At 63.2% G+C, this 14,955-nt stretch carries 14 protein-coding genes; 10 read left to right on the plus strand and 4 right to left on the minus strand.

The window, feature by feature from the left end; all coding sequences use genetic code 11:
- The first annotated feature begins 2 nt into the window (after window positions 1-2).
- On the plus strand, window positions 3-1,844 hold the full coding sequence (locus tag ACQ4W4_RS20825) for a glycoside hydrolase family 15 protein (RefSeq protein WP_436543571.1): 1,842 nt from the start codon (window positions 3-5) through the stop codon (window positions 1,842-1,844).
- 220 nt (window positions 1,845-2,064) lie between these two features.
- Here ACQ4W4_RS20825 and ACQ4W4_RS20830 read toward each other — a convergent pair whose 3' ends face one another.
- From ACQ4W4_RS20830 to ACQ4W4_RS20840, 3 genes are all read right to left on the minus strand, one after another.
- Window positions 2,065-3,153, minus strand: coding sequence for an ImmA/IrrE family metallo-endopeptidase (locus ACQ4W4_RS20830; protein ID WP_436543572.1), 1,089 nt, complete (start codon window positions 3,151-3,153; stop codon window positions 2,065-2,067).
- A gap of 16 nt (window positions 3,154-3,169) precedes the next feature.
- Window positions 3,170-3,982, minus strand: a complete 813-nt coding sequence (locus tag ACQ4W4_RS20835; protein WP_436543573.1) for a hypothetical protein — start codon at window positions 3,980-3,982, stop codon at window positions 3,170-3,172.
- A 145-nt stretch (window positions 3,983-4,127) separates the two neighbouring features.
- Window positions 4,128-5,045: a LysR family transcriptional regulator gene (locus ACQ4W4_RS20840; protein ID WP_436543574.1), complete on the minus strand. Its 918-nt coding sequence runs from the start codon at window positions 5,043-5,045 to the stop codon at window positions 4,128-4,130.
- Window positions 5,046-5,164: 119 nt separating this feature from the next.
- Between ACQ4W4_RS20840 and mdcA the strand changes: the two genes are divergently transcribed.
- Genes mdcA through mdcH form a run of 9 tightly spaced genes read left to right on the plus strand, consistent with a single transcriptional unit; the run spans window position 5,165 to window position 12,463 of the window.
- Window positions 5,165-6,838 (plus strand): malonate decarboxylase subunit alpha, encoded by a 1,674-nt coding sequence (mdcA, locus tag ACQ4W4_RS20845; protein WP_436543575.1) that lies wholly within the window; start codon window positions 5,165-5,167, stop codon window positions 6,836-6,838.
- Window positions 6,838-7,719 carry a triphosphoribosyl-dephospho-CoA synthase gene (locus ACQ4W4_RS20850; protein ID WP_436543576.1) on the plus strand — a complete coding sequence of 294 codons (882 nt, stop codon included), beginning with the start codon at window positions 6,838-6,840 and terminating at the stop codon, window positions 7,717-7,719. The genes mdcA and ACQ4W4_RS20850 overlap by 1 nt, the downstream gene beginning before the upstream one ends.
- Window positions 7,706-8,014, plus strand: a complete 309-nt coding sequence (locus ACQ4W4_RS20855; RefSeq protein WP_436543577.1) for a malonate decarboxylase subunit delta — start codon at window positions 7,706-7,708, stop codon at window positions 8,012-8,014. Before ACQ4W4_RS20850 ends, ACQ4W4_RS20855 begins: the two co-directional genes overlap by 14 nt.
- Window positions 8,011-8,865: a biotin-independent malonate decarboxylase subunit beta gene (locus ACQ4W4_RS20860; RefSeq protein ID WP_436543578.1), complete on the plus strand. Its 855-nt coding sequence runs from the start codon at window positions 8,011-8,013 to the stop codon at window positions 8,863-8,865. The genes ACQ4W4_RS20855 and ACQ4W4_RS20860 overlap by 4 nt, the downstream gene beginning before the upstream one ends.
- On the plus strand, window positions 8,862-9,674 hold the full coding sequence (gene mdcE / locus ACQ4W4_RS20865; RefSeq protein WP_436543579.1) for a biotin-independent malonate decarboxylase subunit gamma: 813 nt from the start codon (window positions 8,862-8,864) through the stop codon (window positions 9,672-9,674). Before ACQ4W4_RS20860 ends, mdcE begins: the two co-directional genes overlap by 4 nt.
- 54 nt (window positions 9,675-9,728) lie before the next feature.
- Window positions 9,729-10,142, plus strand: coding sequence for a malonate transporter subunit MadL (gene madL / locus ACQ4W4_RS20870; RefSeq protein WP_436543580.1), 414 nt, complete (start codon window positions 9,729-9,731; stop codon window positions 10,140-10,142).
- The gene (gene madM / locus ACQ4W4_RS20875; RefSeq protein WP_436543581.1) at window positions 10,135-10,899 is read left to right on the plus strand and encodes a malonate transporter subunit MadM; all 765 of its coding nucleotides are present in this window, start codon (window positions 10,135-10,137) and stop codon (window positions 10,897-10,899) included. The genes madL and madM overlap by 8 nt, the downstream gene beginning before the upstream one ends.
- Window positions 10,899-11,528: a malonate decarboxylase holo-ACP synthase gene (locus ACQ4W4_RS20880; RefSeq protein ID WP_436543582.1), complete on the plus strand. Its 630-nt coding sequence runs from the start codon at window positions 10,899-10,901 to the stop codon at window positions 11,526-11,528. The genes madM and ACQ4W4_RS20880 overlap by 1 nt, the downstream gene beginning before the upstream one ends.
- Window positions 11,525-12,463 (plus strand): malonate decarboxylase subunit epsilon, encoded by a 939-nt coding sequence (gene mdcH, locus ACQ4W4_RS20885; protein WP_436543583.1) that lies wholly within the window; start codon window positions 11,525-11,527, stop codon window positions 12,461-12,463. Before ACQ4W4_RS20880 ends, mdcH begins: the two co-directional genes overlap by 4 nt.
- Here the strand turns inward: mdcH and ACQ4W4_RS20890 are convergent.
- The gene (locus ACQ4W4_RS20890) at window positions 12,460-14,763 is read right to left on the minus strand and encodes a TonB-dependent receptor (protein WP_436543584.1); all 2,304 of its coding nucleotides are present in this window, start codon (window positions 14,761-14,763) and stop codon (window positions 12,460-12,462) included. The two genes, mdcH and ACQ4W4_RS20890, sit on opposite strands and share 4 nt — an antisense overlap.
- Window positions 14,764-14,955: the final 192 nt, after the last annotated feature.

Here is a 14,955-nt window from a genome sequence, read left to right on the forward strand (position 1 = left end):
CCATGACGACAACCTATGACATCCCCAGCGGCGCGCACGCGGCCGCCGCCAGCACGCCACCCGCGCAGGCGTCCCTGAACTGCGGCGTGGTGGGCAATTGCGCCTTCAGCGCCCTGATCGACCAGAAAGGGCAGGTCGTCTGGTCCTGCCTGCCCCGTTTCGACGGCGATCCCGTCTTCAACACATTATTGGACGATACGCAGAACGGCAGCGTGTGGGCCATCGACATCGAAAACTTCGCGCGCAGCGAGCAAGTCTATGAGCCGAACACGGCCGTACTGCGCACGCGCCTGTACGACACGCAGGGGCGGGGCGTGGAAATCACGGATTTCGCGCCCCGTTTTCTCAGCCGCGACCGCATGTTCCGCCCGCTGATGCTGATCCGGCGCGTGCGCCCGCTGGACCACGCCGTGCGCATCCGTGTGCGCCTGCGTCCCCGCTACGACTGGGGCAGGCTGGCGCCGCAGATCACGCAGGGCAGCCACCACATCCGCTACGTGGGGCCGGAACAGACCTTGCGCCTGAACACCGATGTGTCGCTCAATTATGTGCTGAGTGAAACGTATTTCGTGCTGGGCGGCACGGCCAACTTCCTGCTGGGCCCCGATGAAACCCTGGCCGGCGGCATCGACGAGACGGCGCGCATCTTCGAGAAGGAAACCATCAACTACTGGCGCACCTACACGCGCCGCCTGGCCGTGCCGCTGGAATGGCAGGACGTGGTCATCCGCGCCGCGATCACCTTGAAGCTGTCTTTATATGAGGATACGGGCGCCATCATCGCCGCCATGACCACCAGCATCCCGGAAGCGCCGGGCAGCAGCCGCAACTGGGATTACCGCTATTGCTGGCTGCGCGACGCCTTCTTTGTCGTGCGTGCGCTCAACAGCCTGTCCGAAGTGGGCACCATGGAGGAATACCTGCGCTGGCTGACGAATATCGTCGCCCGCTCGAAAGGCGGCCACATCCAGCCCCTGTACGGCATCGGCCTGGAAGAGCAGCTGCCCGAATCGATACTCGACCACTTGCCCGGCTACCGGGGCAATGGTCCCGTGCGCGTCGGCAACCAGGCGCAGGAACACTTCCAGCACGACGTCTACGGCAATATCGTGCTGGGCGCGGCGCAGGCCTTCCTCGACCACCGCCTGTTCCACCGGGCGGGAAAAGCCGAGTTTGCCGCGCTGGAAGCCGTGGGCGACCAGGCATTCAAATTGCATGCGGAACCGGACGCGGGCATGTGGGAACTGCGCACGCGGGCGAGGGTCCACACCTCGTCCATGCTGATGAGCTGGGCCGCCTGCGACCGCCTGGCCAAGGTCGCGCACAAGCTGGGCCTGGACGACCGGGCCGACCACTGGAACAGCCGCGCCGTGCTGATCCGCGAGAGATTACTGCGCGAAGCGTGGAGCGAGGAGCGCCAGGCCTTCGCGGAAAGCCTGGGCGGACGCGACCTGGACGCCTCCGTCCTGCTGATGGCGGAAGTCAACTTCATCGACCCCATGGACCCCCGTTTCATCGCCACCGTCGACGCGCTGGAAGCATCGCTGTGCGACGGCCCCTACATGCGCCGCTACGAAGCGCCCGACGACTTCGGCAAGCCAGAGACCGCCTTCAACATCTGCACCTTCTGGCGCATCGACGCCCTGGCGCGCATCGGCAGGAAGGACGAGGCGCGCAAGATATTCGAAACGATGTTGATGGCGCGCAATCACCTGGGCTTGCTGTCGGAAGACACCCATCCGGTGACGGGGGAAATGTGGGGGAACTTCCCGCAGACGTATTCGATGGTGGGGTTGATTAACTGCGCCGTGCGGCTGTCGGCGCCTTGGGATAGCGCTATTTAACTGTGCTATTCCAGCTTAATTATTCTAATTGAGTTTGATTTAATTTTTTCCTTGAAGCCCGCTGAAAGCGGGCTTTTCTCATACAGCGTTTGATCGATATGTTTAATCCCTTTATCACGCGGATTTTGTATTGTAAGGTGTCATCTAAAATAAAATTCCACTTTGAATTCCTCATTTATATGAGAAGGTGCCTATGGAGGTAAGTCACCTTCGAGTAGGCTTAGAGTAAGACGCGACGATTATCCGGAGCAGCCATTGCGGTGTTGGGAGATACAGTGGAAAGGGTAAGCCCAAAAGTTAAATTATCAATATCTTCCTGCATGATGCACAAATCTTTCGCCAGCATGCTGCGTGTGATCTTTTCTGCCCGAAGTGCATCGAAAATTTTTCGTAAAACTTGAGAGGATTCATGACGCATCGGTCTCGGCTCCGAGGTGCGATAGCCGTTTTTTGCCATTTGAATGCAAAGATTGCGATATGACCACTCAGTAAATAGGCCTAAATGATTCATTCGATATGCGAGAGCCGCTAACGAGACCCCCCATATATGTTTTATCTGCATCAGTTTGTCTAGCGTTAAAACTCCAGAACCTCTTGCGAGTATATTCGCTCTCGGCATTAGGAATGCCGAGGCAAATGCATTCGCCTCACGTTCCATTTCCGGGTTGTGATCCTCTCCGTGCAACATGCTATGTCGGTCGCGGACTAAGTGGCCTAGCTCATGAGCAGCATCAAATCGGCTATGTTCGGCAGACTTGAACGTGTTGAGAAAGACAAAGGGATGTTCCCTGTGCCACACGCTAAAAGCATCTACCTCTTTAGCTTCAATCGCTAATGAATAGACCCGAATTCCTTTTGCTTCTAGTAGATGAATAAGGTTACCGATCGGAGTCTCTCCCAGGCCCCAAACACGACGTAAGGTTGCTGCTGCGTCTTCAGGGGATAGGTCACTTAGGTCAGGTAAGTTGGCCTGTGGAAGGCGAAATCGTTCTTCTATCCAATCGTTGAGTAAAAATGCCATTACACCAGCACCTAGAGCGGTGTTTCTTAGTGCTGCGGACATTTTTGACATTGACCGGAAACTGACTGTGTCCGGTTCAATAACGGGCAGGTCGTCTCCTGAAAAAAATTCTACTGGGAAATGGAGAAGCGCACTAATCGCTGCAAGTTTCTCCGGTTCTGGTGTGTATTCGCTTAATTCATATCCTTGTATCGAGCGCACTTGCAGACCTAATTCCTTGGCAAGGCGAGCCTTCGTAAATCCGCGTCGTGTACGAGCGAACGTTAGCCTTGATGGGTTAAAAAACATTATACCTCTAAGTTATTTATGTTCCAGTGCGTCGTTCAATGGGTACATCAATCGGTCCAGTGGGACTGTCATTTTGAATAAAAGCTTCACCATCAGGTAGAATGGAAGAGAGAATAATTCTCTCTTTCCAATTTATAATTTTTTTTCTTTCAAATTCCGAAGGCAATGAGAGTTCAGCTCTAATTTCAGCTTTCCCATTTGAGCCAGTACTGACGTGATAAAGTAAAACCCACAGTTGTGTAGCTTCTTTCGAATTGGCAAGCCTTGTAGATGCCAAATCTGCGTTAAAAAGAGTCAATTGTTTGTAGTTGTTGGCTACGGCTTGTTTAAGAACAGCCCCTTTTTCTGCTTGATTTGTGGGATATCCGCCGATGGAGCCAGTATCTGAATCACCTGTCATTACTACAATTGCAATTTTTCGATGGGGGTCGACAATAAACGGACAATTACGCGTGTTCTCAGGTTTCCATCCGCGCTCAACTAGTAAAGAGCGAATAGCGTATACGGCAGCGTGCCAATGATATGAACCAGCGGCTGTGGTCGAATGTAACTCTGTCGCTTCAATTCGCGCTCGGTAGCCATGTTCGCTGACTTCTCGTAACAACGCTTCATTCAGGCTTGCGCTCAGTTCAGAGAGGCGACTAGAGACCAATGTGGGCTCCCAGACTACCTTGCACACAAATTGATTGGGCATCGGGGGAATGCCAGGCAGTTCTTGTAACAAGGAAGCCTCCACAGGTAAATTTACTTCCGATAATCTTACCACGGAATGAGGTTGATAAACCGGAAGTTGGCGCTCGATCAGACTATAAGCATTTTTCGTCTGCATGGTGGCGTGGTAACGACGAACACTCTCCTTCGTGAGCTCGAACACGGATCGTAAGGGCTACTGGCAACTTTTATGGCTACTGATACTCTGAAAAGCGTTCATAAAGCAGAAATCTATTAAGCACTCGAGAGCCTGCTGAACAGAATCATTCGCTTCGTTCACCGCGCCCATACAACCTGCACTCCGCCGCCAGCGCCAGCAGATTCGGGTCGCGCTCGCGGCTGCTCAGCATGAGCAGGGTGATTTGCTGGTGCGAGCCGTAGCGGGCGTCGAGGGGCAGCAGTTCGATGCGCGAGCTGAAGGCGCGCACGCGGCCGGGCAGCAGGCTGTAGCCGATGCCGCCGCTCACCAGGTTGATCAGCGAGAAGATGTCGCCCACGCGCATGGCTGTGTCGGGCACGAAGCCGGCCAGTTCAAATGCGTGGTTGAAGCTTTGCGAGGTGACGAATCCCTCGTTGAGCGTGACGAATTTGTCGTCGCGCAGCGCCTGCAAGTCCACGGAAGCGGCCCCCGCATAGGGCGAGGCCAGCGGCGCGGCCAGGAAGATGTCGTCCTGGAACAGGGGCACTGCCACCAGGCCCGCATGCTGTTCGTCTTCCTGCACGCCGACGATGATGGCGTCCAAACGTCCATCGGCCAGGCTTTGCAGCAGTTCGCGGTTCGAGCCCAGGGTCAGGTCGATGTCGAGGCCCGGCCGGCGCAGCTTCAGGGCGATCACCAGTTGCGGGATGCAGTGCAGGGTCAGGGAATACAGCGAACCGATCTTCAGACGCACGGGGTTGATGCCCGACATTTCGCGTACCTTGCGCACGCCTTCCTCGCACTCGGCCAGCGCGCGCCGCGCCGATTCGGCAAAGGTGTAGGCCGCATGCAGGGGGATCAGGCTGCGTCCCTCGCGCTTGAACAGGGGACAGCGCAAGCCGTCTTCCAGCGAGTGCAGGGCGCGGTGCACGCTGACCGTGCTCTGGCCCAGCGCATCGGCCACCCGCGCCAGGTTGTTCAATTCCATGAAGCTCAGAAAAACTTCCAGCTTTTTCAAGGTGATTTCTTCATTGATGGCCATGGCTAGCCTCTTTTATGGCAGTTCATTAACTTCAAAGTAATGAATATGCTAGCAGGTTGATTGTCGCGCTGGCGCTTTCGTTCTATCGTCGGGGTTCGATAGCTCATTCCGGAGGCATGATGTCAACCGCCACAGCAGCGCCAGCGCAGCGGCAAAAACAATGGGACACGCGGCGCACCGAGAAGCGCCGCCGCCTGGAAGCCGTGCGCCAGTACGCGAGCGGCCCCGTGCTGCAACAGGGCGACATGGTCGCCGTGCTCGAAGCCTTGCTTGCGCCGGGCGACCGCGTCGTCCTCGAAGGCAATAACCAGAAGCAGGCCGATTTCCTCGCCCGCATGCTGGCCCAGGTCAATCCCGACAAGATCCATCACCTGCACCTGATCATGCCCAGCGTCAGCCTGCCCGAGCACCTGGACCTGTTCGAGCGGGGCATCGCCCGCAAGCTCGATTTTTCGTTTGCCGGCACGCAAAGCTTGCGCATCGCGCAGTTCCTGCAGGATGGCTTGCTGGAAGTGGGCGCCATCCACACCTACATCGAACTGTATGCGCGCCTGTTCGTCGACCTGACGCCCAACGTCGTCATGGTGGCCGGCTACATGGCCGACCGTCAGGGCAATCTGTACACGGGCCCCAGCACCGAGGACACGCCCACGCTGGTGGAATCGGCCGCCTTCCGCGACGGCATCGTCATCGCCCAGGTCAACCAGATCGTCGACGACGTCAGCGACTTGCCGCGCGTCGACGTGCCCGGCTCGTGGATCGATTTCGTGGTGCAGTCCGACAAGCCGTTCTTCATCGAACCCCTGTTCACCCGCGACCCGCGCGTGATCAAGCCCGTGCACGTGCTGATGGCCATGATGGCGATCCGCGGCGTGTATGAAAAACACCAGGTGCAGTCGCTCAACCACGGCATCGGTTTCAATACGGCCGCCATCGAGCTGATTTTGCCGACCTATGGCGAGCAGCTGGGCTTGAAGGGCAAGATTTGCCGCAACTGGGTGCTCAACCCCCATCCGACGCTGATACCCGCCATTGAGACGGGCTGGGTTGAGAGCGTGCACTGCTTCGGCGCGGAGCTGGGCATGGAAGGCTATGCGGCCGCGCGGCCCGACGTGTTCTTCACGGGCCGCGACGGTTCCATGCGCTCGAACCGCGCCCTGTGCCAGCTGGCGGGCCAGTACGCGGTCGACCTGTTCATCGGCGCCACCCTGCAGATGGATGGCCTGGGCAACTCGTCGACCGTCACCAACGGCCGCCTGGCGGGCTTCGGCGGCGCACCCAACATGGGCCACGACCCGCATGGCCGGCGCCACCCGACGCCGGCCTGGCTGGACCTGATCGAGACGGACGACCCGCTCGCGCGCGGCAGGAAGCTGGTGGTGCAGATGGTCGAGACGTTCCAGGACGGCGGCCAGCCGACCATCGTCGAATCGCTTGACGCCGTGGCCGTGGGCCAGGCCAGCGGCATGCCGCTGGCGCCCGTGATGATCTATGGCGATGACGTCACCCACGTGCTGACGGAGGAGGGCATCGCCTACCTGTACAAGGCCCGTTCGCTCGACGAGCGCAAGGCCATGCTGGCGGCGGTGGCCGGCGTGACGCCCATCGGCCTGCGCCACGACCCGAAGACGACGGCGACACTGCGCGCCGACGGCTTGATCGCGCTGCCCGAGGATATCGGCGTGCAGCGGGGGGAAGCGAACCGCTCGCTGCTGGCGGCGAAAAGCATCGCCGACCTGGTCGAATGGTCCGACGGTCTGTATCAACCCCCCGCCAAATTCAGGAGCTGGTAATGAGCACAATGATGATGACGACAGTGCCGCTGCGGCAGCGCTGCGCCGCGCTGGCGCGGCAAGTGCTGCAGGCGCTGTTCGATGAAGTGACGCTGACGCCGAAGCCGGGCCTGGTCGATTTGCGCAGCCGTGGCGCCCACGCGGACTTGAACTGGGCCTTGATGTGCCACTCGGCCTGCGTGCTGCAACCGGTGTTTGCCGCCATGGCGCAGGCAGGCTGGGAAAGCGGCGATGACGACGGCCTGCGCCAGCGCATCGGCGCCATCGGCCGCGATGGCGAGGCGCGGATGCTGGCGGCCACGGGCGGCGTGAACACGCACCGGGGCGCTATCTGGGCGCTGGGATTGCTGGTGACGGCGGCGGCGCAGCAGGGCGCGCGCGGCGCGTCGCTGGCGCCGCAAGCCGTGGCGGCGCGGGCCGGTGCGCTGGCCCGCTTGCACGACCGCGGCGCGCCTGGCGCCACCGGCAACAAGGGCGAGCTGGCGTGCCGCCAGTACCGGGTCGATGGCGCCCGGGGCCAGGCCCGCGCCGGTTTCCCGCTGGTGACAGGCGCCGGCTTGCCCGCCTTGCACGCCTCGCGGGCGCGCGGCGACAACGAAACGACGGCGCGCCTGAACGCCTTGCTGGCTATTCTCAGCCAGCTGGACGACACCTGCGTGCTGTCGCGCGGCGGCGAGGCGGCCTTGCTGGCGTTGCAATCGGGGGCGGCGCAAGTGCTGGCGGCCGGCGGCGCGGCCACGGCTGCCGGCACGCAGGCATTGCTGGCGCTGGAAGCGGCGGCGCTGGATCGCGGCGTGTCGCCCGGCGGCGCAGCCGACTTGCTGGCGGCCACCCTGTTCCTCGACCGATTGACAGAAGGAGAAGCGCATGGAAACGCGTGACTACACATTCCCGGCCGGACAGCCGGCATCGGGGCGCGTGCTGGCCGGCGTCGTCGGTTCGGGCGACCTGGAAGTGCTGCTGCAGCCGGGCGACGACGGCGTGACCCGTATCGTCGTGAACACCTCCGTCGATGGCAAGGGCGCCGTGTGGGACGCGCTGTTGCAGCGCGTGTTCGGCGGCGAGCCGCTGCCGGCGGCGACCATCGTCATCAACGACTGCGGCGCCACGCCGGGCGTGGTGCGCATGCGCATCGAGCAGGCATACGAAGAATTGCAAGCGGGGAGGACGGCATGAGCACATTACAACAACTGCTGGAGCGCGACAGCTTCATCGAACGGGGCGCGCGCAGCAGGGCCAAGGCCTTGCTGGACGCGGGCAGCATGCGCGAACTGCTCGATCCGTTCTGCGGCATCGCTTCGCCCTGGCTGCCGCGGCAGGGCGTGACGGCGCAGGCGGACGATGGCGTGGTGGTGGCCAAGGGCTTGTTCGACGGCCAGCCGGCCGTGGTGCTGGCCATCGAAGGCGCCTACCAGGGCGGCAGCATGGGCGAGGTGGGCGGCGCGAAGATCGCCGGCGCGCTGGAACTGGCGGCGCGCGACAACCGCCAGGGCGTGCCGACGCGCGCCGTGATCCTGTTCGAGACGGGCGGCGTGCGGCTGCAGGAAGCCAACCTGGGTCTGGCAGCGATTGCCGACATCCATGCCGCCATCGTCGACCTGCGCCGCTACCAGCCCGTGATCGGCATCACGGCGGGCACCGTCGGCTGCTACGGCGGCATGTCGATCGCGGCGGGCCTGTGCAGCTATCTGGTCGTCACGCGCGAGGCGCGCCTGGGCCTCAATGGCCCGGCCGTGATCGAGCAGGAGGCGGGCGTGGACGAATTCGACTCGCGCAACAAGCCCTTCATCTGGAGCCTGACGGGCGGCGAGCAGCGTTTTAAGAGCGGCCTGGCCGACGCCTACGTGGACGACGACACGCCGCAGATGCGCGCCACCGTGGCCGATCTGTTCGCCCGCGGCGTGCCGCCGCGGCACCGCAGCGATCAGGCGGAAGGCTACCTGGCCCGTCTGGCGGAAGTCGACGCGTCCGTGCAAGCCACACCAGGCGCCGTGCGCGCCATCTACAGCCAAGGAGTCGCAGCATGAACGCCATCACCGAGACGAGCCGCGGCGCCGTCTGGCTCGCGGCCCTGACGCGGCATGCCGCGCCGCTGCCTGATTATCCACTTTCCGTGCGCGTGGTGGACGCGCCGCTGGCGGGCGAGCCGGCGCGCTACCTCGCCGTGCTGCCCGACCCCGGCAACCGTTTTACGCGCGCCCGCACCGGTGAAATCGGCCTGGTCGAGGCGTGGCAACTGGCGCGCGCCGTGCGGCAGGTGCTTGCCGAGGACCGCGACCTGGCGGTGAAACGGCCCATCGTCGCCGTCATCGACGTGGCCAGCCAGGCGTATGGCCGGCGCGAAGAAGCGTATGGCATCCACCAGGCGCTGGCCGGCGCGGCGGGGGCTTACGCCGAGGCGCGCCTGGCCGGCCATCCCGTCATCGGCCTGATCGTCGGCAAGGCCATGTCGGGCGCCTTTCTGGCGCACGGCTACCAAGCCAACCGCCTGATCGCGCTCGACGATCCGCAAGTGATGGTGCACGCCATGGGCAAGGCGTCGGCCGCGCGCATCACCCTGCGCACGGTGGAAGCGCTCGAAGCGCTGGCCGCGACGATTCCACCGATGGCTTATGACGTCAAGAACTACGCGACCCTGGGCCTGCTGTGGCAAACCTTGCAGGTGGCGCAGCCGGACGCGCCGTCGGAGCTTGATCTGGCGCAGATGCAGGGCAGCGTGCAGGCGGCGCTGGCCGACATCCGCGCCGATCCGGAAAGGGATCTTTCCAGCCGCCTGGGCGCGCCGCACCGCCAGGCGTCGGCAAAAGTCAGGGAGGTGCTGGGGCAGCAGTGGTAAGTGAAACAACAGAGAAGACACCAAGTCATTCCTATTCCAATAACGGAGACAATCATGATCATTTACGGAACCGCATTGCTGGCCCTGTGCCATTTGCTCGGCATCTTCCTGGGCGACCTGCTCGGGCAGCTGATGGGCGTCAAGACCAACGTGGGCGGGGTGGGCATCGCCATGCTGCTGCTGATCTGCGCCCGGCTCTACATGCAGCGCCGATCCTGGCTGCCGCAGATGACGGAGCGGGGCGTCGAATACTGGGGCGCCATGTATATTCCCGTGGTGGTGGCCATGGCGGCGCAGCAGGACGTGGTCGCGGCGCTGCGCGGCGGGCCGGTGGCCGTGCTGGCCGCCATCGGTTCCGTGCTCGTTTGCGGCGCAGTCATTTCGCTGATCAACCGGATGGAAAGCCCGGCCGCCATCGCCGCCGCCGAAGCCGACCCGATGTTGATGAAGGAGCACCGTCATGCTTGACATCTTTGAAAAAGCCGCCATCCACAACGGCCTGGTGACGGCCTTCGCCTTCGTCGGCCTGATCATGCTGGTCTCGGTGGCGCTGTCGAAGTATCTGACCCTGGGCAGGGTGCACGGCTCGGCCATCGCCATCGTGATCGGCCTGGGCCTCGCCTACTGGGGCGGCGTGCATAGCGGCGGCCATAAGGGCCTGGCCGATTTGTCGCTGTTCGGCGGCATCGGCCTGATGGGCGGCGCCATGCTGCGCGACTTCGCCATCGTCGCCACGGCCTTCGAAGTGCAGGCGACCGAGGCGCGCAAGGCTGGCCTGATCGGCGTCGTGGCGCTGCTGCTGGGCGTGGTGCTGCCCTTCCTCGTCGGCGCCGGCGTGGCCTGCGCGTTTGGCTATTCGGACGCCGTCAGCATGACCACCATCGGCGCCGGCGCCGTCACGTACATCGTCGGCCCCGTCACGGGCGCGGCCATCGGCGCCAGCTCGGACGTCATGGCCCTGAGCATCGCGGCGGGCCTGATCAAGGCCATCCTGGTGATGGTGGGTACGCCCGCTGCGGCGCGCTTCCTGCGTCTCAAAACGCCGCGCTCGGCCATGGTCTTCGGCGGCCTGGCCGGCACCGTCAGCGGCGTGTCGGCGGGCCTGGCCGCCACCGACCGCAAGCTGGTGCCGTATGGCGCGCTGGTGGCCACGTTCCACACGGGCCTGGGCTGTCTGCTGGGTCCATCCTTGCTGTTCTTTGCCGTCAAGGCGGTGGTGGCTTGATGCAGCGTCCTCGCGCGCATGACTTGCTGTGGGTGTCCGGCTTGCCGGACGGTGCATCCTTGCCCGCCTGGGCCGACGCTGCCTGGCTGCGGGCGGCGCCGCTGGTGGTGCGGCGCGCCAGCGCCACGCTGGGGTGCATCCCCGTGGGCTTGCGCGGCCGGCTGCGCAGCGAGCGGCATGCGTGCGAAGTGGAGTCTTCCGCCGTGCTGCGCCGCGTGACGCCGGAAATGCTGGCGCGGCTGGCGCACACCCCGCCGTCCGGTTTTGACTGTACTGCGCTCGCTGCGCTGCGGCTGGTGGCGCCGCTGCTCGACGCCACGGGCTGGGCCTGGGGCCCGACGGGCGGCGTGGGCTTCGCCCTGGCCAGCGGCTTGCCCGTGCTGCGTGCCGACAGCGACCTCGATCTCGTGCTGCGCATCGCCGCGCCGCCGGACGCCGCGCAGGCCGAGGCCCTGCGCGCCATCGCGGCGACTGTCACGTCGAGTATCACGGCGTGCCGTCTGGATCTGCAGATCGACACGGGCCATGGCGGCTTTGCGTATGCAGAATGGGCGGCGGGCCGGGGCAGGGTCTTGCTGAAAACGGACCACGGACCCGTGCTGACGGCCACGCCCTGGGAGCAGGCATGAGCGTATTGTTTACCTTTCCCGGCCAGGGCGCCCAATACTCCGGCATGCTGCACGCGCTGCCGGACGATGCGGCCGTGGCGGCGGCCCTGGCCGAAGCGGCTGAAGTGCTGGGCTGCGATCCCCTGGCGCTGGACACGGCCGAAGCGCTGGCCTCGACGCGGGCCGTGCAACTGTGTCTGCTGATCGCCGGCGTGGCGATGGCGCGCTCCTTGGAGGCGCGCGGCGCGACACCGGACATGGTGGCCGGCTTTTCCATCGGCGAGTATGCGGCGGCTGTGGTGGCCGGCGCGCTCGATTATGCGGACGCCGTGCGCCTGGTGGCGCGGCGCGGCGAGCTGATGGAGCAGGCGTATCCGGCCGGCTACGGCATGGCGGCCATCATCGGGCTTGATCTGGCGCAGCTCGAGCCGCTGTTGGCCAGCGTGCATGGCGCGGCCACGCCCGTGTATATCGCCAACCTGAATGCGCCGCGCCAGATCGCCATTGCCGGCAGCGAGCCCGCCTTGCACGCCGTGATGGCGCTGGCCCTGGCGCAGGGCGCCAGCAAGGCCAAGCGCCTGGCCGTCAGCGTGCCCTCGCATTGTCCGCTGCTGGAAGGCGCGGCGATCGCCATGGCCGCCGCTTTTGAGGGCGTGGCCGTGCGCCGCCCCTCGCTCGTCTACCTGAGCAGCAGCGCGGCGCGCGCGCTGTTCGACCCGGCACGCCTCCGCGACAGCCTGGCCGTCAATATGGCGCGGCGCGTGCAATGGGCCGCCACCGCACGCCTGGCGTGGGAGCGGGGCGCCCGGCTGGCGCTGGAAATGCCGCCGGGCAGCGTGCTGACGCGGCTGACGGCGCCCGATTTTACCGATGGCGTAGCCGTCTGCTGCGACGGCAACCGGGGCGACAGCCTGCTGGCGCTGGTGCGGCGGGAGCGCAACGGCGCCGTGCCTTAAAGCCTGGCACTCAAGCCAACTTGAAAGCCTCGGCCCGGCAAGGGTGCGATGTATTTCAGCGGGGAATTGTGCGGCCGGGCATCCGCATCGAGCAGGTTGCTGCCGCTGATGAACACCTCGATGCCTGCAAACGGCGAATTGGGCACCTGCAGGGCGCGGCTGACCTGGAAGTTCACCATGGTGTAGCCGTCGAGCGGCACTTCCTCGCTGACGCTCTTGCCCAGGTATTTCTGCTTGTCATAGCGGGTGCCGGACAACCTGGCCTTCCAGCCCCTGTTTTCCCACTGCACATTGGCGCCATAGCGGTTGGTGGGCATGTTGGGCAGATAGGCGCCGTCGTTGTGCGCGCGCAGCTTGTCGGGATTGTCGGCCTTGTTCTTGACCAGGTCGGCGAATGCCGAGATATCCAGCCTGCCGTAGCCGCCGAGCTGCACGACCTGGGAGGCGTCGACCTCGAATCCCCTGACCGTCGTATCCGTCTGCTTCCAGTATTTCAAGGGCAGGCGATTGGCCATCTGGGCGCCCGAGTGGCCAAGATAAAGATAGTTCTCGTACTTCATGACGTAGCCCGCTGCGGACAGCTTGAAGCCGCGATTGGCGAACAGGCCGGTGAGTTCCGTATTCTTCGCGCGCTCGGCCTTCAGCTTCTGGTTTCCCTCTTCCTGAGTCATGATCGAATAGTGGCGGTTGCTCGCATACAATTCATTGACGTCGGGCGCTCTTTCCGACGATGCATAGCGCAGCTTCGCGCCGAACAGCTGGCCCAGCTTGGCCGAGGCGCCCAGGCTATAGCTGTTCAGGCTGAACGATTTGTCCTCGAGTGTGGAATTGCTGGCATTTCGCGAGGTTTTGAAGCCGCTCTTGCGGATCTCGTGGCCCACTGTTTCACGGCGAAAGCCCGCGTCGAAGGTGGCCCAGTCGACGTCGAGGCTTTCCTTGACGAACAGCGCGCGGCTGACCGTGTTCGTATCGGGAAGGTAGCGCTGCGGCCCGCTGCCGGCGATATCCCGGGATTTATGGCTCAGGCCAAGCACGCCGCTCAATGGCCCGGCGCGCCGGTGCGCCAGCAGGAGCTCGGCCTGATTGGTGTCGAACTGGTAGTCGTTTGCCTTGGCGGAACCCAGGCGCTCTCCCGACGCATTGTTCAGGCGGGACACGCGCAGTTGGGCGCTTTCAAGATAGGGAACGGGGTCAAGCAGATGGGCTTCCAGCGCATATTTATCCTGCTTGATCACGACGCCGACGGGCAACCCTTCGTCATAATTCGCGCCGAACGACTTGTTTTCCATGGAAAAGCCGGGCACGCCATACTCGCTTTCCTTGGAATCGAGACTGACGGCCACGTAGCCCTGATCGAAAAAGTAGGTGGTGCCGACGGCAAAGTGGGCATTGCTGGCATGGCTGTTGCCCAGGGTGCCGTGGTAGTCGGGCGTCACGTCCTTGTTGATCTTGTTCTGTGTCATCGCTGGCGTGCCAGGCACGTAGGCGGGATTGGCGGGATTGACGTAGGTCTTGCGCTGCCAGACGGAGGTGGGGTTATTGGTATAGAAGGAAAAAACGCCGTCCGCCCAGTCCGGATTTTCCTTCATGAACTGGTCGATAAACGGTTGCGAAGCCTTGTTGTAGATCTGCTGGATGCGCGCTTCCTTCTGGCAACTGTCGGCGAGGAAGGTGTTGACTCCACCGTTTGCAGGGAACAGCTGGCTGTTGCACACGCCGGCCTTGCTGTTGCCGGGAATGTCGTAATGCCCGATCTTCTGGAACGACAGTTGCAGATTCGTCGAGAAGCGCTTGCCATCGTTGAAGTTCATGCGCAAGCCTTGCGCGTCGGCATCGTTGAAACCCTTGCGCAGGACCAGTTCCACGTCCTTTTCCTTGCTTTCCATCTTCCTGGAAACGATGCCGGAATCGACATCGACGCTGCCGCCGATCGCATTGCCGCCGAAACGCACGCTATCGGACGATTTGTTCACGCTCACGCTGCGCACGAAAAGCGGATCGAAGGGGATGTTGATGTCGCCGCTGAGCGCATTCATGCCGAGGATGGACTGGCCATCTTCGAGGATCTGCACGCGGCTGCCGCTCAGGCTGCGTATCACCGGCGCGCCCGCATTCGGCCCGAAGGCGCTGCTTTGCACGCCCGAGACATGTTCGAGCATGCCGCCCAGGGTCCGGTTCTGGGCTTGCGTATTGTCGACGAGCACGACGCTGTCGATGCCGGAAGGCCGGTCTGCCCGGACCTTGATGGTTTGCAGGGTGACGTCGTCCGCCGCGTAAGCGAGCGGGGCAGTGGACAGCATGGCAGCTGCGAATACGTGATGGCGCATAAGACTTTCTTAAAAGATGGAAGGTGGTGCTGGCGGTGGATGCAGGCGCAGCGCGATGGCGTAGATGCAATCGAGTTGCAATAATAGCCGGCGAGGAATTCTAATGCAAGTAAACTGCATTTGATGGGATTGACGGGTGGCGCACGGAAAGCGCGCAGCGTAGAC

The organism is Janthinobacterium glycogeni, assembly GCF_051380725.1.
In the GTDB taxonomy this organism is placed as follows: domain Bacteria; phylum Pseudomonadota; class Gammaproteobacteria; order Burkholderiales; family Burkholderiaceae_D; genus Janthinobacterium.